Source organism: Clostridium cochlearium (assembly GCF_900187165.1).
Taxonomy (GTDB): domain Bacteria; phylum Bacillota; class Clostridia; order Clostridiales; family Clostridiaceae; genus Clostridium_G; species Clostridium_G cochlearium.
This window is the reverse complement of sequence record NZ_LT906477.1, coordinates 2276162-2295028: the sequence shown is the minus strand read 5'-3', so window position 1 is coordinate 2295028 and position 18867 is coordinate 2276162. Positions and strand designations below refer to the sequence as shown.

Annotated in this window: 18 protein-coding genes, 1 tRNA gene, 1 pseudogene and 1 other annotated feature; all 20 genes and pseudogenes read left to right on the top strand. The window is 31.2% G+C overall.

The genetic code is table 11. The annotated features are described in order from the left end of the window. The first annotated feature begins 158 nt into the window (after positions 1 to 158). Positions 159 to 1262 carry a PIN/TRAM domain-containing protein gene (locus CKV72_RS11290; RefSeq protein ID WP_089866458.1) on the top strand — a complete coding sequence of 368 codons (1104 nt, stop codon included), beginning with the start codon at positions 159 to 161 and terminating at the stop codon, positions 1260 to 1262. 73 nt (positions 1263 to 1335) lie between these two features. Beyond that, a pseudogene (gene ispD, locus CKV72_RS12625) lies at positions 1336 to 1994 on the top strand (2-C-methyl-D-erythritol 4-phosphate cytidylyltransferase). A gap of 293 nt (positions 1995 to 2287) precedes the next feature. Then, positions 2288 to 4000: a proline--tRNA ligase gene (locus CKV72_RS11280; RefSeq protein WP_089866452.1), complete on the top strand. Its 1713-nt coding sequence runs from the start codon at positions 2288 to 2290 to the stop codon at positions 3998 to 4000. 49 nt (positions 4001 to 4049) lie between these two features. Then, positions 4050 to 5261, top strand: coding sequence for a threonine ammonia-lyase (ilvA, locus tag CKV72_RS11275; RefSeq protein ID WP_095178400.1), 1212 nt, complete (start codon positions 4050 to 4052; stop codon positions 5259 to 5261). A 15-nt stretch (positions 5262 to 5276) separates the two neighbouring features. Then, positions 5277 to 6674: a cysteine--tRNA ligase gene (gene cysS, locus CKV72_RS11270; RefSeq protein WP_089866449.1), complete on the top strand. Its 1398-nt coding sequence runs from the start codon at positions 5277 to 5279 to the stop codon at positions 6672 to 6674. A 27-nt stretch (positions 6675 to 6701) separates the two neighbouring features. Then, positions 6702 to 7157: a Mini-ribonuclease 3 gene (locus CKV72_RS11265; RefSeq protein ID WP_089866446.1), complete on the top strand. Its 456-nt coding sequence runs from the start codon at positions 6702 to 6704 to the stop codon at positions 7155 to 7157. Next, entirely contained in the window at positions 7141 to 7875 is a 735-nt protein-coding gene (thyX, locus tag CKV72_RS11260; protein ID WP_089866443.1) for an FAD-dependent thymidylate synthase, read from the top strand. The genes CKV72_RS11265 and thyX overlap by 17 nt, the downstream gene beginning before the upstream one ends. A 14-nt stretch (positions 7876 to 7889) precedes the next feature. Continuing rightward, a complete protein-coding gene (gene rlmB, locus CKV72_RS11255) occupies positions 7890 to 8627 on the top strand; it encodes a 23S rRNA (guanosine(2251)-2'-O)-methyltransferase RlmB (RefSeq protein ID WP_089866441.1) in 738 nt (245 codons plus the stop codon). A gap of 2 nt (positions 8628 to 8629) precedes the next feature. Continuing rightward, complete coding sequence (locus CKV72_RS11250) at positions 8630 to 9142, top strand: NYN domain-containing protein (RefSeq protein WP_089866439.1); 513 nt, start codon at positions 8630 to 8632, stop codon at positions 9140 to 9142. A gap of 116 nt (positions 9143 to 9258) precedes the next feature. Further along, a complete protein-coding gene (gene sigH / locus CKV72_RS11245; protein WP_089866496.1) occupies positions 9259 to 9852 on the top strand; it encodes an RNA polymerase sporulation sigma factor SigH in 594 nt (197 codons plus the stop codon). 95 nt (positions 9853 to 9947) lie between these two features. Continuing rightward, positions 9948 to 10023, top strand: a tRNA-Thr gene (locus CKV72_RS11240). A 72-nt stretch (positions 10024 to 10095) separates the two neighbouring features. Continuing rightward, positions 10096 to 11289, top strand: coding sequence for an elongation factor Tu (gene tuf, locus CKV72_RS11235; RefSeq protein WP_089866438.1), 1194 nt, complete (start codon positions 10096 to 10098; stop codon positions 11287 to 11289). Between the two features lie 207 nt (positions 11290 to 11496). Beyond that, positions 11497 to 11646, top strand: coding sequence for a 50S ribosomal protein L33 (gene rpmG, locus CKV72_RS11230; RefSeq protein WP_089866435.1), 150 nt, complete (start codon positions 11497 to 11499; stop codon positions 11644 to 11646). Between the two features lie 41 nt (positions 11647 to 11687). After that, on the top strand, positions 11688 to 11924 hold the full coding sequence (gene secE / locus CKV72_RS11225; protein WP_095178301.1) for a preprotein translocase subunit SecE: 237 nt from the start codon (positions 11688 to 11690) through the stop codon (positions 11922 to 11924). A 75-nt stretch (positions 11925 to 11999) separates the two neighbouring features. After that, complete coding sequence (gene nusG / locus CKV72_RS11220) at positions 12000 to 12521, top strand: transcription termination/antitermination protein NusG (protein WP_089866430.1); 522 nt, start codon at positions 12000 to 12002, stop codon at positions 12519 to 12521. Positions 12522 to 12596: 75 nt separating this feature from the next. Continuing rightward, on the top strand, positions 12597 to 13022 hold the full coding sequence (rplK, locus tag CKV72_RS11215; protein WP_089866428.1) for a 50S ribosomal protein L11: 426 nt from the start codon (positions 12597 to 12599) through the stop codon (positions 13020 to 13022). A gap of 52 nt (positions 13023 to 13074) precedes the next feature. Continuing rightward, positions 13075 to 13764 carry a 50S ribosomal protein L1 gene (rplA, locus tag CKV72_RS11210; RefSeq protein WP_095178300.1) on the top strand — a complete coding sequence of 230 codons (690 nt, stop codon included), beginning with the start codon at positions 13075 to 13077 and terminating at the stop codon, positions 13762 to 13764. Positions 13765 to 13800: 36 nt separating this feature from the next. Further along, positions 13801 to 13938 (top strand) — a sequence feature (ribosomal protein L10 leader region). A gap of 33 nt (positions 13939 to 13971) precedes the next feature. Beyond that, positions 13972 to 14472, top strand: coding sequence for a 50S ribosomal protein L10 (rplJ, locus tag CKV72_RS11205; RefSeq protein WP_089866423.1), 501 nt, complete (start codon positions 13972 to 13974; stop codon positions 14470 to 14472). A 36-nt stretch (positions 14473 to 14508) separates the two neighbouring features. Further along, on the top strand, positions 14509 to 14877 hold the full coding sequence (gene rplL, locus CKV72_RS11200) for a 50S ribosomal protein L7/L12 (RefSeq protein WP_089866420.1): 369 nt from the start codon (positions 14509 to 14511) through the stop codon (positions 14875 to 14877). Between the two features lie 264 nt (positions 14878 to 15141). Next, the gene (rpoB, locus tag CKV72_RS11195; RefSeq protein WP_095178299.1) at positions 15142 to 18849 is read left to right on the top strand and encodes a DNA-directed RNA polymerase subunit beta; all 3708 of its coding nucleotides are present in this window, start codon (positions 15142 to 15144) and stop codon (positions 18847 to 18849) included. The last annotated feature ends 18 nt before the right edge of the window (positions 18850 to 18867 follow it).

Here is an 18867-nt window from a genome sequence, read left to right as displayed (position 1 = left end):
AAAACGGGTTATAATTATAGGGGGTGAGTAATTTATTCCGTTTTAAATAATTAATAAAACATTAATTAAATGTAACACTTATTGAAAAAAATATGTGATTACTATATATTAATTATAATAATATACTAAAACGAACTAAATTAGGAGGTGAAGAAATATTGTTAAAGAAAGTATTAAGAGGATTATTTACTATAATAGGACTTATTATAGGAAATATACTAGGTAAGCTTGCTTTAAATTCAAGTATTTTTTCATATATAAACTATATCAAAGAAAGTCCAGTTAAAACAGCACTATTTCTTATTATGTCAACTTTATTTTTCGGATTCATACTATTTATAATATCCCCTTGGATGATTTTAGGAGTTACTAAGTTTATGGAGTATATTGAAAAAAGTATTCAGAAGGTCCCAACTAATGACGTATTAATAGGTGGATTTGGAGCTATTTTAGGACTTATATTATCAGCTCTATTTGTAAACTTATTATCTAAAATACCAGTAGTTGGAGTAATATTAGCTGTTGCTATGGCTTTGGTTATGGCCGCTTTAGGAGCTAATATTGCCTTAAAGAAAAAGGAAGATATTTTGTATCTTGTGAATAACATATTTAAAAAGTCAGCTAATACATCAAAAGATAAAAAAGTAAAAAATAATAAAGGAGATGCTAAGGTTTTAGACACATCTGTAATCATAGATGGAAGAATATTTGACATATGCCAAACAGGTTTCATAGAGGGAACTTTAGTAATACCAAATTTTGTACTACAAGAATTAAGGCATATAGCAGACTCATCAGATGGATTAAAAAGGAATAGAGGTAGAAGAGGTTTAGATGTATTAAATAAAATCCAAAAAGAGCTTAGTATAAAAGTTAAAATATACGAAAAGGATTTTCCAGATATACCTGAGGTTGATAGTAAATTATTGAAGTTAGCACAAAATCTTAATGGAAAAGTTATAACTAACGATTATAATTTAAATAAAGTAGCAGAATTTCAAGGTGTACCTGTATTAAATATAAATGAACTTGCTAATGCAGTAAAACCAGTAGTTTTACCAGGTGAAACTATGAAGTTATTTATAGTAAAGGATGGAAAAGAGTCTGGGCAAGGTGTGGCTTACTTAGATGATGGAACTATGATAGTAGTAGAAGGTGGTAAAAAGTTCATAGGAGAAGAAATAGAAGCTATTGTTACTTCAGTATTACAGACGGCTGCAGGCAGAATGATATTTGCAAGACAAAAGACTCAAGATGATTAGAATAAAATTTAAAGGAGCATAAAAGTTGAGTAGAAATGGAGCAATAATTGTAGCGGCGGGAAAAGGAAGAAGGATGGGATTAAAAACAAATAAGGTATTTATGGAAGTAGAAAAAAAGCCTATAATACAATATAGTATAGAGTGTTTTGAGAATCATCCAGATATACATGAAATAGTTATAGTAGCGGCTGAAAATGAAATTAAAAAAGTTGAGTATATTATAAAATCTAATAATATTAAAAAAGTAAAAAAAGTAGTAGCAGGTGGGAATACTAGAAAAAATCCGTATTAAATGGTTTAAAAGCCATAAAGAATTCAGATATAGTAGTTATTCACGATGGAGCTAGACCTTTTATAAATCACAATTTAATTTCTGAAGGAATAAAGTATGCCAATACATATGGTGCATGTACTTGTGCAGTACCTCCTAAGGATACTATAAAAGTTAAAGATGAATTAGGTTTTATAAAAGGAAGTTTAAATAGAGACTCTTTAATAAGTATTCAAACACCTCAAAGTTTTAAATATAAACTTATATGGGAAGGACATAATCAAAATATTGATAAAAATATAAATATTACAGATGATACATCTTTAATGGAATATTTAGGACATAAGGTATTTATATATGACGGTGAATACACCAATATAAAGATAACAACAAAAGAGGATCTAATATTTGCTAAAGAGATTGTAAAGAACCTCAATAATCTTAAAAACAACTTGACATAAATATATATAGTAATATAGTATATAATTGATTTTAAAAGATTATATATAAAGTGGCGATGACAAAGAATAGTAGAAACTGCCATACAGAGAGAAAATCCTTTGGCTGAGAGATTTTCATAAGTTTTGAACCTACTTTAGAGTCTGTAGTGAAAACTACCGGTGTAATAGCCGATATCAGATTAAGTAAAAATTAGGTGGTACCGCGATATTCTCGCCCTAAAATAAGGGCGAGTTTTTTATATTTAAAATTAGAATAATATATCATACATATAACACTAAGAGGAGGAAATTTTATGAGATTATCAAACATGCTTATAAGCACATTAAGAGAAGTACCAGCAGAAGCAGAAATTCCAAGTCATAAGCTTATGCTTAGAGCTGGAATGATGAGAAAAATGGCATCAGGGGTATATAATTTTATGCCATTTGGACTACGAGTTTTAAAAAAAATAGAAGATATTGTTAGAGAAGAAATGGATAAGACTGGAGCACAAGAGTTTTTAGCATCAGCTCTATTACCTTCAGAATTGTGGAAGGAATCAGGAAGATGGGATGTTTTTGGACCAGAAATGTTCCGTCTACAAGATAGAAATAATAGAGAATTTTGCCTTGGACCAACTCATGAAGAAGTTTTTACAGACATAGCTAGAAATGAAATAAATTCTTATAAGCAATTACCATTAAATTTATATCAAATACAAACTAAATACAGAGATGAAAGAAGACCTAGATTTGGAGTAATGAGGTCTAGAGAATTTATAATGAAAGATGCATATAGTTTTGATAAAGATTATGAATCATTAGATATATCTTATAAAAAGATGTATGAAGCATATCATAACATTTTCAAAAGATGTGGTCTTGAATGTAATTGTGTAGAAGCAGATTCAGGAGCTATGGGGGGATCAGGTTCTGCAGAATTTATGGTTAAATCAGAAATAGGAGAAGATGAAATAGCTTTTTGTGATTCTTGCGGGTATGGTGCAAATATAGAAAAAGCTCCAGCCATATCAGGTGAATTTGATGAAGAAGAATTATTGGAATTAACTAAAATAGAAACACCAAATGTAAAAACTATAGATCAACTTATTAATTTCTTAAATATAAGTCCAGCAAAGCTTGTAAAAACTCTTATTTACAAAGTAGATGATAAAGTAGTTGCTGTAATGATTAGAGGAGATAGAGAAGCAAATGAAGTAAAAGTAATAAATGCTTTAGGTGGAGTTGTAAATTTTGAAATGGCAGATGAAGAAACTATAAAAAAAGCTACCAGTTCTGAAGTTGGATTTGCAGGACCTATTGGGATAAATGTTGATTGCCTATTAGTAGATGAAGAAGTAACTCACATGTACAATTTTGTAATTGGTGCAAATGAAACAGGATATCATTATAAAAATGCAAATTACAAAAGAGATTTTGAAGGCACTGTAGGGGACTACAGAAAGGTAATTCAAGGAGATAAATGTCCTATTTGTGGCGGAAATATAGAAATAGCTAGAGGAATTGAAGTAGGCCATATATTTAAGTTAGGAACTAAATATTCTGAAGCTATGGGAGCTAATTTCTTAGATGAAAAAGGTGAAAATAAGCCTCTTGTTATGGGATGTTATGGTATAGGAGTAAGTAGAACTATGGCAGCAGCTATAGAACAAAACCATGATGAAAATGGAATAGTATGGCCGTTATCAATAGCCCCATATCATGTTATAGTAATACCAGTTATAACTAAAGATGAAGAACAAATGAAAGTTGCTGAAGAAATATACAATAAATTAAAAGACATGGGAGTAGAAGTATTACTTGACGATAGAAAAGAAAGACCTGGTGTTAAATTTAAGGATGCTGATTTAATAGGTATACCAATTAGAATAACTGTAGGTAAAAAGATTAAAGAAGGAAAAGTAGAATATAAACTTAGAAGAGAAGAAGATTTACAAATATTAGATATAGAAGAAGTTTATAATAAAATTAAAGAAGAATTTGAAAAGAGCAGCCTAAAATTGTAAAATATAGTTAACAGAATATTTTCAATTATTAGGAGGGGAAGCTATGACTATGAAATTAAGACTTGATGATGTAAAACAGGCACAAAATAATATTAAAGAGGTTGTAAGAAGGACACCACTAGTGTATTCATCAACTTTTACAAAATTGACTGGATATAATGTTTATATTAAGTGTGAAAATAAACAAAAGACAGGTGCTTTTAAATTAAGAGGAGCTTATAATAAAATAGTAAGTCTTAGTGAAGAAGAAAGAAAAAAAGGAGTTATAGCATCGTCAGCAGGTAATCATGCACAAGGTGTTGCCTATGCAGCATCTGCTTTTGGTATAAATTCTACTATAGTTATGCCAGCAACAGCACCATTAGCTAAAGTAAATGCTACAAAAGGATATGGTGCTAATGTAATTCAATGTGGAGAAGTATATGATGAATGCTATATAAAAGCATTGCAAACACAAAAAGAAAATGGATATACATTTATACATCCCTTTGATGATGAGCAGGTTATAGCAGGACAGGGAACTATAGGATTGGAAATACTAGAAGATATAGATAATGTAGATGCTATAGTAGTACCAGTAGGTGGAGGCGGTTTAATATCGGGAATAGCACTAGCGGCAAAGTCTATTAAACCAAGTGTTAAAATAATAGGAGTGCAACCATCTATTATAGCTTCCTCAAAAGAATCCTTAGATAAGGGGAAAATTGTAACATTACCTGGAGTTAAATCATTGGCAGATGGTATATCTGTTAGTACTCCAGGAAAAATAACATTTGAATATATGAGTAAATATGTAGATGACATAGTAACTGTTTCAGAAGATGAAATTGCATACAGTGTATTTTGTTTATTAGAAAGAGGAAAACTTTTAGCAGAAGGTGCTGGGGCAGCTGCTATGGCAGCTATACTAAGCGACAAAATAAATATAAAGGGTAAAAATATAGTCTCACTTATAAGTGGAGGAAATATTGATATAGCAACGGTTTCTAAGATAATAGATAGAGAACTTATAAGACTTAAAAGAAGATTAAGATTTTTAGTAGAAATTAAAGATAGGGTAGGGCAATTAAGCGGTATAATTAATGAGATAGTATCTATGGGAGGTAATGTAGTAAAATTAAGACAAGATACTAATTGGAATAAAAAAGGATTGGACTATGTAAATGTTATGTTTGAAATCGAACTTCAGACAGTAGAACAGTCAAAAGAACTTATAGATAATTTAACAAAAAAAGGATATAGATTAGAAATATTATCATAGTAGGAGGATTAAAAGATGAAATTATATAATACTTTAACCAGACAAAAAGAAGAATTTGTCCCTTTAAAACCTGGAGAAGTTAATATGTATGTTTGTGGTCCCACAGTATACAATTTTTTCCATATAGGAAACGGAAGAACTTTTATAGTTTTTGATACGGTAAGAAGATATTTAGAATATAGAGGATATAAAGTTAAATTTGTACAGAACTTTACAGATATAGACGATAAAATGATAAATAGAGCCAACGATGAAGGTATAACTGTTAAAGAATTAGGAGAAAGATTTATAAAAGAATATTATAAAGACGCGGATGCTTTAAATATAGAAAGAGCTACCGTAAATCCAAGAGCTACTGAATTTATGGAAGAAATAATACAGTTTGTTAAAGATTTAGTAGATAGGGGATATGCTTATGAAGTAGATGGAGATGTATATTTCCATACTAAAAAATTTAGCGAATATGGTAAACTATCAGGACAAAATTTAGAAGATTTGCAAGCAGGTGCTAGAATCAATGTAGATGAAAGAAAAAAAGACGCTATGGACTTTGCTATTTGGAAAAAGCAAAAACCGGGTGAACCTGCATGGGAAAGTCCATGGGGTATGGGAAGACCAGGATGGCATATAGAATGTTCTTGCATGGCTCACAATTTGTTAGGAGATACAATAGATATACATGCAGGAGGATACGATTTAATTTTTCCTCATCATGAAAATGAGATTGCTCAAAGTGAGTGTAGAACAGGAAAGCCATTTGCAAAATATTGGATGCATTCTGCTTTCTTAAATATAGATAATAAAAAGATGTCTAAATCATTAAATAACTTTTTTACTGCAAGAGAAATATTAGAAAAATATGATGCTGATGTAGTAAGATTATTTATGTTATCAGCCCATTATAGAGCACAACTAAATTTTAGTGAAGAATTGTTACAGTCTGCTAAATCAGCGCTAGAAAGATTATACAATGCTATTTATAATTTGGAAAACTTGTCCAATGAAGTAAAAAGAAATGAGTTAAATGAAGAGGAAAAAGAATACATCAAAAGACTAGATGAATACAGACAAAAATATATAGAAAAAATGGATGATGATTTTAATACTGCAGATGCTATTGCTGTAATATTTGACATGATAAAAGATATTAATATCAATATTAAATCTGATTCTTCTAAAGAAATAATTGATTATGCTTTATCAATTATAAGAGAATTAGGAGGACCTTTAGGTATACTTCAAAAGTCAACAGAAGAAGATGTTGAAGATGAAATTCAAGAATTAATAAATAAAAGAGAAGAAGCTAGAAAAGAAAAAAATTGGGCTTTAGCAGATGAAATAAGAGATAAATTAAAAGAAAGAGGAATTTTACTAGAGGATACACCACAAGGAGTAAGATGGAAAAGAATATAATTATGGTGGATTGGAGATAGGTTTTTAATGAGAGAATATTTTTTGGGAGAAGAATTCACAAAACAAGATGTAAAACAGATGAATCCCTTAGTTCTTGCATATATAGGAGATGCTGTATATGAAATATTTATACGAACTTATATTGTATCTAGAAATAAAGATACATGTGTAAATAAGCTCCACAAAAAAACCATACAATTTGTTAAAGCTAATGCACAGAGTTATTTTATAAAAGAGATTCAAGAATATTTAAATGAAGAAGAAATTAGAATATTTAAGAGGGGAAGAAATACAAAATCTAATACAGCAGCTAAAAATGCATGTATTCAGGATTATAGAATGGCTACAGGATTTGAAGCAGTTATAGGATATTTATATTTATTAAATGAAAATGAAAGATTAGAGGAAATAATGAAATTAGTAATAAATTTATATGAAGAAAGCTTACAAAATAAGGGGGAAAACAATGGAGTTAAAAGTTAAATTATTAGAATATACACCTAATCCAGAAAAAGTAGTAGCAGCAGCGGCTAAATTATGTTATAGTCCGGTAGGATTAGAAGAAATGTCAAAGGATTTAAATGAGGAAAAAGTAAGTAAGTTTTTAGATATGCTTATGTCTTATGGACATGAATCTCCCATAGAGCATGTTTCATTTACGTTTGCTGCAGAAGGTGTATCAAGAAGTTTAACACATCAACTAGTTAGACACAGAATAGCATCCTATTCACAACAAAGTCAGAGATATGTGAAATTGGATCAATTTCAATATATCATTCCTCCTGAAATTGATAAAGATGATAATACTAGAAGCATATTTATAGAAGCTATGGAAAACAGCCAAAAAGCATATGATAAGCTAGCTAATATTTTACAAGAAAAATACATTTTAGAAGGAATGAAGAAAAAGCAGGCGGAGAAAAAAGCCATAGAAGATGCAAGATATGTATTTCCTAATGCTTGTGAAACAAAAATAATATTTACAATGAATGCCAGAACATTAATGAACTTTTTTAGACATAGATGTTGTACACGAGCTCAATGGGAGATTAGAAATTTAGCCAATCAAATGCTATTGGAAGTTAGAAAAGTAGCTCCTAATTTATTTAAATATTCTGGTCCATCTTGTATAAATGGTAACTGTCCAGAGGGAGCTATGAGTTGTGGAAAAGTAACTGAAATGAAAAAAATATATTTATAAAAGAGGTTGAAGTTATGAGAGAAGATTTAATTATAGGAAGGAATGCAGTAATAGAAGCTTTAGAGTCAAATAAAACATTAGAAAGTATATTGATATCTAAAGGAAATAATAAAGGGATCATAAATAAAATTATTAGTTTAGCTAAAGAAAAAGGAATTCCTATAAAGAACGTAGATAAGAAAAAACTAGATGAAATATCTGAAGGTGAAAACCATCAAGGAGTAGCTGCATATACTACTCCTTATAAATATTATTCTGTTGAGGAAATATTAGAATCTTCGAAAGAAAAAGCTCCATTTATATTAATACTGGATGAAATTCAAGATCCACATAATTTTGGTGCAATAATTAGAACAGCAGAGGTTTTTGGGGTACATGGAATAATAATTCCTAAAAGAAGAAGTGTAGGAGTTACACCTATAGTTTACAAGTCCTCTGTTGGGGCAGTAGAACATGTTAAAATAGCAAAAGTAAACAATATAAATAATACTATAGACTTTTTGAAGGAAAATAATATATGGATATATGGTGCTGATATGGAGACAGATAGGTATATATATTCAGAAAATCTCAAAGGGCCTATAGCCTTGGTAATAGGTAGTGAAGGTAAAGGTATATCAAAACTTACAAAAGAAAAGTGCGATGTATTGATAAAAATACCTATGAGTGGACAAATAAATTCTCTTAATGCATCTGTGGCAGGGGGAATAGCAATGTATGAAATATCAAGACAAAGGCTTCAAGGGGATTAAATGTGAAGACGATATTTGTTGATGGATATAATGTTATAAACAGTTGGCCCGACTTAAAAGAAATAAAAGACTATAGTTTAGAATCTTCCAGAAAAAAGCTTGCAGAAATTTTACAAAATTATTCTACTTATAAAGGATATAAGATTGTATTGGTATTTGATGCTCATATGGTTGACAAAAGTATTGAAAAAAAGGAACGTCATGGTGAAAATTTAGTAATAGTTTTTACTAAAGAAGGTGAAACAGCAGATAGTTACATAGAGAAAAAGGTTAATAATATTGGTAGGAAGAGAGATGTATGTGTTGTTACTTCTGACTCTATGGAGCAACAAATAATTTTCCAAAGAGGAGCAATTCGTATGTCCTCTTTGGAATTTTATCATGAAATAAAAGCAGTAGAGAATAAAATAAAAAATAAAATAGAAATTAATACAATTATTAAGAAAGATTCCATAGAAGATAGAGTAGAAGGAGAAATTTTGGAAAAACTTCTAAAAATTCGGAAAAATAGCTAAAATCCCTTGACGTGTAAAAGAGATGTACGTTATAATTTAACTTGTAATGAGGGATTTTAGGGGGGGATACTGTGGGCAAAGGGGTTAATAAACAAAATAAAATAACCTTTAAAAATATGTTAGACGAAGAAGTAGTATTAGAAGCTAAAGAAGGAAATGTAAGAGCCCAAGAATATTTAATTAATAAATATAAAAATTTTGTAAAAGCTAAAGCAAAATCTTACTTTTTAATTGGTGCAGATAGAGAAGATATCTATCAGGAAGGAATGATAGGTTTATATAAAGCCATAAGAGATTTTAGAGCAGATAGATTAGCATCCTTTAAGGCTTTTGCTGAGTTATGTATAACAAGGCAAATTATTACTGCTATAAAAACAGCTACTAGACAAAAGCATATTCCATTAAATACATATATATCTCTTAATAAGCCAATATATGATGATGAATCAGACAGAACACTTATGGATGTATTGTCTGAAGCTAAAGTATCTGATCCAGAAGAGCTAGTTATAAGTAGAGAAGAAATAGGATGTATACAAAATGAAATGGAAGAGGTTTTATCTGCGCTAGAAATGGAAGTACTTATGTCATATATAGATGGTAAATCATACCAGGAAATAGCCTGTGATTTAGATAGGCATGCAAAGTCTATAGATAATGCACTTCAAAGAGTAAAAAGAAAACTTGAAAAATTTCTAAATTCACGATAAAATCATTGACAAATAAATATAAGTATATTAAAATTAATAATCGGTATAACAATATTTATGATTTATTTATAAATATTAGTACATTACGATTTATTGCCCATGTAGCTCAGTAGGTAGAGTGCCACCTTGGTAAGGTGGAGGTCACCGGTTCAATCCCGGTCATGGGCTCCAAATATTATTATGGGAATACAACACACCAGGGTAAGTTTACTTATTATTTTTAAATAAAGGGAGGAATAAAAAATGGCAAAAGAAAAATTTGAAAGAAGTAAACCACACGTAAATATAGGAACAATAGGTCACGTAGACCACGGAAAGACAACATTAACAGCAGCAATAACAACAATATTAGGACATAAGGGATTTGCGAAAGCATTCAAATATGACGAAATAGATAAGGCACCAGAAGAAAAAGAAAGAGGAATAACAATAAGCACATCCCACGTAGAATATGAAACAGAAAACAGACACTATGCTCACGTAGACTGTCCAGGACACGCTGACTATGTAAAGAACATGATAACAGGAGCAGCACAAATGGATGGAGCAATCCTAGTAGTAAGTGCAGCAGATGGTCCAATGCCACAAACAAGAGAACATATACTACTAGCATCCAGAGTTGGAGTTGAATATATAGTAGTATTCTTAAATAAAGCAGACCAAGTAGACGACGAAGAATTAATCGAATTAGTAGAAATGGAAGTAAGAGAATTAATGAACGAATACGGATTCCCAGGAGACGATGCACCAATCGTAGTAGGATCCGCATTAAAAGCATTAGAAAATCCAGATGATGATGAAGCAACAAAATGCATAATGGATTTAATGGCAGCAGTAGATGAATATATACCAACACCAGAAAGAGCAACAGATAAGCCATTCTTAATGCCAGTAGAAGATATCTTCACAATAACAGGAAGAGGAACAGTTGCAACAGGAAGAGTAGAAAGAGGAGTTTTAAAAGTAGGAGACGAAGTAGAAATCGTAGGATTAAGTGATGAAAACAAGAAGACAGTAATCACAGGAATAGAAATGTTTAGAAAATTATTAGATGAAGCACAAGCAGGAGATAACATTGGAGCACTATTAAGAGGTATCCAAAGAGATGATATCGAAAGAGGTCAAGTATTAGCAGCACCAGGAACAGTAAAACCACATAAGAGCTTTACAGGTCAAGTATACGTATTAAAGAAAGAAGAAGGAGGAAGACATACTCCATTCTTTAATGGATATAGACCACAATTCTACTTTAGAACAACAGATGTAACAGGTTCAATAGCACTACCAGAAGGAGTAGAAATGGTAATGCCAGGAGACCACATAGACATGAAGGTAGAATTAATAACAAGAGTAGCAATGGATGAAGGATTAAGATTTGCTATTAGAGAAGGTGGAAGAACAGTTGGTTCAGGAGTTGTTTCTGAAATAATTGATTAATAAATCCTTCAAGTTCATAAATATAACTTTTAAATAGGACTAGGTTTAAAAGACCGGTCCTATTTAATAAGTATAAAAAGCGTAATTAAAAATATTGACATATAAAATTAATTGTGTTAAATTATTTAGGTAATGCTCAAATGATATATGAATATCTCTGTGAGTTTTTATATATAAAGTTAGTGTAGGATCCAGGAGGTGTAGAGATTGAGAACAAAAATAACCTTAGCATGTACAGAATGCAAGCAAAGAAACTACAATTCAATGAAAAATAAAAAAAATGACCCAGATAGATTAGAAATGAAAAAATATTGTAAATTCTGCCAAAAACATACTATTCATAAAGAAACTAAATAGTTACATAATGAAACTGGAATATATTCAGGGATGTGAAATGTATGGATGATAGTTCAAAGAACAAGGGAAAAAACAATGTAACTCAAGAAAAAAAATCTGGTGGAATAGTTGAGTTTTTTAAGGGCTTAAGAGGAGAATTTAAGAGAATTACTTGGGCACCTAAAAATGAAGTTAAAAAATCTATTTTAATTACGTTAACCTTTTGTTTCATATATATGGTAGCTATAGGAGTTATAGATTTTGGATTTGCTAAATTAACAAAAATTATATATGGATAAAAAAGTTGTAATTTGATAAATAATAAATATATAAAGGAGGTAGGGGGTCGAGAGAAGATTCCCGTCCCTTAAAATATGTCAGATAAAGCAAGATGGTATGTAGTTCATACTTATTCAGGGTATGAAAATAAAGTTAAAGCTAATCTGGAAAAAACCATTGAAAATAGAAATTTACAAGATTGGATACATGATATAAGAGTTCCAATGGAAGAACAAGTTGAAATTAAAGATGGTAAAAAGAAGGTTGCGTTAAAAAAAGTATTCCCAGGATATGTTTTAATTAAAATGCTTATGACAGATGATTCGTGGTATGTGGTTAGAAATACAAGAGGAGTTACTGGTTTTGTTGGACCAGGCTCAAAACCAGTTCCATTAACTGAGGCAGAGGTTGAATCTATGGGAATAACAGATGAAGTAATAGAATTAGATATAGAAATTGGAGAAAGTGTTAAAGTAACCACAGGACCATTAGAAAACTTTCCAGCAGTTATACAAGAAATTTTTCCAGATAAGCATAAAGCTAAAGTACTTGTTAACATGTTTGGCAGGGAAACACCTGTTGAACTTGATTTTAATCAGATACAGAAACTAGATTGATCCACAATAAAGACCAATCTGTTATTAAGTGGGAGGATTTAATCCGATTACCACATTTATAGGAGGTGTAAATACATGGCTAAAAAAGTTACAGGAATGATCAAACTTCAACTCGCTGCAGGAAAAGCAAGTCCAGCACCACCAGTAGGTCCAGCTCTTGGTCAACATGGTGTTAATATTATGGCGTTTTGTAAGGAATTCAATGAAAAAACAGCTAAACAAGCTGGATTAATAATTCCAGTAGTAATTACAGTATATCAAGATAGATCCTTTAGTTTCATATTAAAAACACCACCAGCAGCAGTTCTTATTAAGAAAGCTGTTGGTATAGAAAGTGGTTCTGGTGTTCCAAATAAGACAAAGGTTGCTAAAATTACTAAAGATCAACTAAAAGAAATTGCTGAAATGAAGATGCCAGATTTGAATGCTGCTTCAATAGAAGCTGCTATGAGAATGGTAGCTGGTACAGCTAGAAGTATGGGTGTAACTGTCGAAGAATAGTTACTAAATAAGTGGGAGGTAATAACCGATAAAACCACAAAGGAGGTAAATTATGGGAAAAAATTATGCTGAAAGCGTAAAATTAATAGATAAAAGTACTTTATATACTCCAGCAGAAGCTATGGAACTTGTTGTTAAGACATCAAAAGCTAAATTTGATGAAACTATAGATTTGGCTGTTAGACTTGGAGTAGATCCAAGACATGCAGATCAACAAGTTAGAGGAGCAATAATTTTGCCACATGGTACTGGAAAAAAGGTTAAAGTACTAGTTTTTGCAAAAGGTGAAAAGGCAAAGGAAGCAGAAGAAGCAGGAGCAGATTACGTAGGTGCAGAAGAATTAGTAGAAAAGATTCAAAAAGAAAACTGGTTTGACTACGATGTAGTTGTGGCTACACCTGATATGATGGGAGTAGTAGGTAGACTAGGAAGAGTATTAGGACCTAAAGGATTAATGCCAAATCCAAAGTCAGGAACAGTTACTTTTGATGTATCTAAAGCTTTAAATGATATTAAAGCTGGTAAAGTTGAGTATAGAGTTGATAAAACTTCTATAGTTCACGTTGTAATAGGTAAAAAGTCTTTTGGAGCAGAAAAATTAAAGGATAACTTCCGTGTATTAATGGATGCTATCATAAAAGCAAAACCAGCTGCAGCTAAAGGACAATACTTAAAATCAGTATCTGTTTCCAGTACAATGGGACCAGGAGTAAAAATAAATCCAAGTAAAGTTTTAGATTAATATTGACATTAACATTAAAATTTGATATCCTTTTATAGAATTAAAGAAAATATACCGTAGACAGTAGGTGCATTTTGCATAACGGATTATCCAACCTACCGAGGGTTCCAATATATTACTTTTAAGAAGTATTGGTTTCTCCATGTCTACGGAGGAACCTTTAATTTTTTATCAGGGAATATATAAACTGTGAGGAGGTGGCACACAGTGAGTAAAAATAGACAATTAAAAGAAGCTAAAGTAGCAGAAATAAAAGAAAAAATGGAAAAAGCTGAATGTATTGTACTTGCTGATTATCAAGGTCTAACTGTGGAAGAAGCTACAGAATTAAGAAAGAAAATGAGAGAAGAAGGAGTAGAATACAAAGTATTTAAAAATACTTTAAGCATATTAGCAGCTAAAGAATTAGGATATGATGGTATAACTGATTTATTCCAAGGTCCTATTTCAGTAGCCTTTGGATATGAAGATCCAACTGCTCCAGCAAGAATCTTAAATGACTTTGCTAAAGAACATAAGAAACTTGAACTAAAAGGTGGAATGGTTCAAGGAGAAGTATATGATGAAAATAAAATTAAAGCATTAGCTGCAATTCCACCAAGAGACGTTCTTATTGCAAAACTTCTTGGAAGCTTCAAAGCTCCAGTATCAAATTTTGCATATTTAATAAATGCTATTAAAGAAAAGAAAGAATCTGAAGAAGCTTAAAATAATAAAGGAAAGAAATTTTGGAGGTGCTTAATAATGACAAAGGAAGATATAATCCAAGCGATAAAAGAAATGAGTGTATTAGAATTAAATGAATTAGTAGAAGCATGTGAAGAAGAATTTGGAGTAAGCGCAGCTGCACCAGTTGCTGTAGCAGGAGCTGCAGGGGCTGCAGGAGCAGGAGCTGAAGAAAAATCAGAATTTGAAGTTGTATTAGCAAGTGCAGGTTCACAAAAGATCAAAGTTATAAAAGCAGTTAGAGAAATTACTGGATTAGGATTAAAAGAAGCTAAGGAAATAGTTGATGGAGCTCCTAAGACATTAAAAGAAGGCGTTGCTAAAGAAGAAGCAGAAGAAATGAAAGCTAAACTTGAAGAAGTTGGAGCAACTGTAGAATTAAAGTAATAGAATAAATTACATAAAAGAGGTACTTAAAAATGAGTACCTCTTTTTTAATTAATAAAACAAGTCAAATTACATATTGACAAGGGTATATGATTATGATAAAATAATTAATTGCATTGATTATGATAAAATAAGTATGTATATAGCATAAATTATGAATTTATTATATATAAAAGGTTATAATAATGTAATAAAGTAGATAAAATCCCATAAACATCAAAATGTGTTTTGGGTATTTTTAGTTTATACAAGGGGTGAAGTTTAATGGTACATCCTGTCCAAGTAGGAAAAAGAACTAGAATGAGTTTTTCAAAAATCAAAGAAGTATGTGAAATGTCTAATTTAATTGAAGTACAATTAGATTCATATGAATGGTTTTTGAAAGAAGGACTTCAAGAAGTATTTGATGACATCAACCCTATTCAAGATTATACGGGTAACCTTAGTCTTGAATTTGTAGGGTATAAACTGGATATGGAAAATATAAAATATTCAGTTGAAGAGTGTAAAGAGAGAGATGCTACTTATGCGGCTCCGTTAAAAGTAAGTGTGAGGCTCATAAACAAAGAAACAGGAGAAATTAAAGAGCAAGATGTTTTTATGGGTGATTTTCCACTTATGACTGAACAAGGAACATTTATAATTAACGGTGCAGAAAGGGTAATAGTTAGCCAGTTGGTTAGATCTCCAGGAGTTTACTATGATGTATCTTTAGATAAATCAGGGAAACAGCTATTTTCAGCTACAGTTATCCCTAATAGAGGTGCATGGTTAGAGTATGAGACTGACTCAAATGATATAATTTATGTAAGAATAGATAAAACTAGAAAGTTACCTATTTCTATATTAATTAGAGCATTAGAGTATGGTTCAGACTTAGAGATTATAGACTATTTTGGAGAAGACGAAAGATTAAAAGCTTCAATAGAAAAAGATAATACAAAGACAAAAGAAGAGGCTTTGTTAGAAATATATAAAAGATTAAGGCCAGGGGAGCCTCCAACAGTAGATAGTGCTATGTCTCTTATAGAATCTTTGTTTTTCGATGCTAAAAGATATGACTTATCCAGAGTTGGAAGATATAAGTTCAATAAAAAATTAGCGCTACATTTAAGAATTGCAAATCAGATTTCAGCCCAAGATATAGTAAATCCATCCACAGGAGAAATAATAGTTCAACAGGGAGAAAAAATAGACCGAGATAAAGCAATAGAGATACAAAATTCTGGCATAAATTCTGTCGATATTCAATTGGATGACAAAGTAGTAAGAGCTATAGGAAACAATTTTGTTGATATAAAAAACTTTGTTAAATTTGATATAGATGATTTAAATATAAAGGAATATGTACACTATCCTACGTTAAAAGAAATACTTGATAATTATAGTGATGAAGAAACTATAAAAGAGCAAATAAAGAAGAACATAAATGTATTAATTCCAAAGCATATAATAAAAGATGATATTATGTCCACTATAAGTTATGAATTAGGATTACCTTATGGTATAGGATACACAGATGATATAGATCATTTAGGTAATAGAAGATTAAGATCTGTAGGAGAACTGTTACAAAACCAATTTAGAATAGGTCTTTCAAGAATGGAAAGAGTAGTTAAAGAAAGAATGACTATTCAAGATCAAGATTCTATAACACCACAAGCGTTAATAAATATAAGACCTGTAACAGCGTCTATAAAGGAATTTTTCGGAAGCTCACAACTTTCGCAATTTATGGATCAGACTAATCCACTATCAGAATTAACTCATAAGAGAAGATTATCTGCTTTAGGACCAGGTGGATTATCTAGAGAAAGAGCAGGATTTGAAGTAAGAGACGTTCACCATTCACACTATGGTAGAATGTGTCCTATAGAAACGCCAGAAGGACCTAATATAGGTCTTATTAACTCACTTGCTACCTATGCAAGAGTTAATGAGTATGGCTTTATAGAAACAGCTTACAGAAGAGTAGATAAAGCTACAGGTGTTGTAACAAATGAGATAGTTTATATGACAGCAGATGAAGAGGATCATTATTTGATAGCTAAGGCAAATGAAATGCTGAATGAAGATGGGACTTTTGTAGATGATAAAATTACAGTAAGAGACCAGGAAGATGTATTAGTCGTACCTAAAGAAGAAGTTGATTTTATGGATGTATCGCCTAGACAATTAGTTTCTGTTGCTACTGCGATGATTCCATTCCTAGAAAATGATGATGCTAGTAGAGCACTTATGGGATCTAACATGCAACGTCAAGCAGTTCCATTATTAAAACCAGAAGCACCAATTGTTGGTACAGGAATAGAATATAAAGCAGCTGTAGATTCTGCTGTTTTGCCAAAAGCAAAAAATCCAGGAGTAGTTACATACGTAAGCGCTAGTGAAATAAGAATTAGAAAAGATAATCCTGATAGTAATGGAGAGATAGATAAATATAAATTATTAAAGTTTAAAAGATCCAATCAAGGTACATGTATAAATCAAAAACCATTGGTTTCTAAAGGAGACAAAGTTGACACAAAAACTGTATTAGCAGATGGACCTTCAACAGATTTAGGAGAAATAGCATTAGGTAAGAATATAAGAATAGGGTTTATAACTTGGGAAGGTTATAACTATGAAGATGCTATGTTAATATCAGAAGAACTAGTAAGGGAAGATGTATTTACATCTATTCATATTGAAGAATATGAAGCTGAGGCTAGAGATACTAAACTAGGACCTGAAGAAATTACTAGAGATATACCAAATGTAGGTGAAGATGCTCTAAAAGACATAGATGAAAGAGGAATAATTAGAATAGGTGCAGAAGTTAGATCAGGAGATATTTTAGTAGGTAAAGTTACACCTAAAGGAGAGACAGAATTAACAGCAGAGGAAAGATTGCTTAGAGCTATATTTGGAGAAAAAGCAAGGGAAGTAAGAGATACTTCTTTAAGAGTTCCACATGGTGAAGCTGGAATAATTGTAGATGTTAAAGTGTTTACAAGAGAAAATGGAGATGAACTATCACCTGGTGTGAACAAATTAGTAAGATGTTATATAGCTCAAAAGAGAAAGATATCAGTTGGAGATAAAATGGCAGGAAGACACGGAAATAAAGGTGTTATATCAAGAGTATTGCCAGAAGAAGATATGCCATTTTTACCAGATGGAAGACCACTACAAATATGTTTAAATCCTCTTGGAGTTCCATCACGTATGAATATTGGTCAGGTATTAGAAGTACACCTAGGGTTAGCAGCTTCAAAATTAGGTTGGCATGTTGCTACACCAGTATTTGACGGTGCTACTGAACCGGAAATAGTAGAATGCTTGAAAAAAGCAGGTTATGAAGGTGACGGAAAAACTGTATTATATGATGGAAGAACAGGAGAACCTTTTGATAATAGAGTAACAGTTGGATATATGTATATATTAAAACTTGCCCATTTAGTAGATGACAAGATACATGCAAGATCCACTGGTCCATATTCATTAGTTACACAACAACCATTAGGTGGTAAGGCCCAATTTGGAGGTCAAAGATTTGGTGAGATGGAAGTTTGGGCTCTAGAAGCTTATGGAGCTGCTCATACACTTCAAGAAATACTTACAGTAAAATCAGATGATGTCGTGGGTAGAGTTAAAACTTATGAAGCTATTGTAAAAGGTGAAAATATACCAGAACCAGGAGTTCCTGAATCATTCAAAGTTTTAATTAAGGAACTACAAGCATTGTGTCTTGATGTAAAAGTACTTAATGATGATAAAGAAGAGATTGCTATAAAGGAATTATCAGATGACGATATGGTAGAATTAGAAGTTAATATAGAAGGATCTGAGGATTACATTGAGCCTAAACAACAAAATGATAACTATGTAGAAACTGAAGAGGAAGACAAAGAACCAGATTATGATGAGGATTTAAATTTTGATGACTTAACTAAGGGATTAGAGCTAGATGATTTCAATGATGAACATTAATTTTCGAAGGGAGGATAT

What these genes read in the sequence shown, in the direction of transcription:
- rplL (WP_089866420.1), top strand. Translation starts at nt 14,509, where the DNA reads ATGACAAAGGAAGATATAATCCAAGCGATAAAAGAAATGAGTGTATTA.
- secE (WP_095178301.1), top strand. Translation starts at nt 11,688, where the DNA reads ATGGATGATAGTTCAAAGAACAAGGGAAAAAACAATGTAACTCAAGAA.
- rplA (WP_095178300.1), top strand. Translation starts at nt 13,075, where the DNA reads ATGGGAAAAAATTATGCTGAAAGCGTAAAATTAATAGATAAAAGTACT.
- sigH (WP_089866496.1), top strand. Translation starts at nt 9,259, where the DNA reads ATGTTAGACGAAGAAGTAGTATTAGAAGCTAAAGAAGGAAATGTAAGA.
- rplK (WP_089866428.1), top strand. Translation starts at nt 12,597, where the DNA reads ATGGCTAAAAAAGTTACAGGAATGATCAAACTTCAACTCGCTGCAGGA.
- rpoB (WP_095178299.1), top strand. Translation starts at nt 15,142, where the DNA reads ATGGTACATCCTGTCCAAGTAGGAAAAAGAACTAGAATGAGTTTTTCA.
- nusG (WP_089866430.1), top strand. Translation starts at nt 12,000, where the DNA reads ATGTCAGATAAAGCAAGATGGTATGTAGTTCATACTTATTCAGGGTAT.
- tuf (WP_089866438.1), top strand. Translation starts at nt 10,096, where the DNA reads ATGGCAAAAGAAAAATTTGAAAGAAGTAAACCACACGTAAATATAGGA.
- ilvA (WP_095178400.1), top strand. Translation starts at nt 4,050, where the DNA reads ATGAAATTAAGACTTGATGATGTAAAACAGGCACAAAATAATATTAAA.
- rlmB (WP_089866441.1), top strand. Translation starts at nt 7,890, where the DNA reads ATGAGAGAAGATTTAATTATAGGAAGGAATGCAGTAATAGAAGCTTTA.
- cysS (WP_089866449.1), top strand. Translation starts at nt 5,277, where the DNA reads ATGAAATTATATAATACTTTAACCAGACAAAAAGAAGAATTTGTCCCT.
- CKV72_RS11280 (WP_089866452.1), top strand. Translation starts at nt 2,288, where the DNA reads ATGAGATTATCAAACATGCTTATAAGCACATTAAGAGAAGTACCAGCA.
- thyX (WP_089866443.1), top strand. Translation starts at nt 7,141, where the DNA reads ATGGAGTTAAAAGTTAAATTATTAGAATATACACCTAATCCAGAAAAA.
- CKV72_RS11265 (WP_089866446.1), top strand. Translation starts at nt 6,702, where the DNA reads ATGAGAGAATATTTTTTGGGAGAAGAATTCACAAAACAAGATGTAAAA.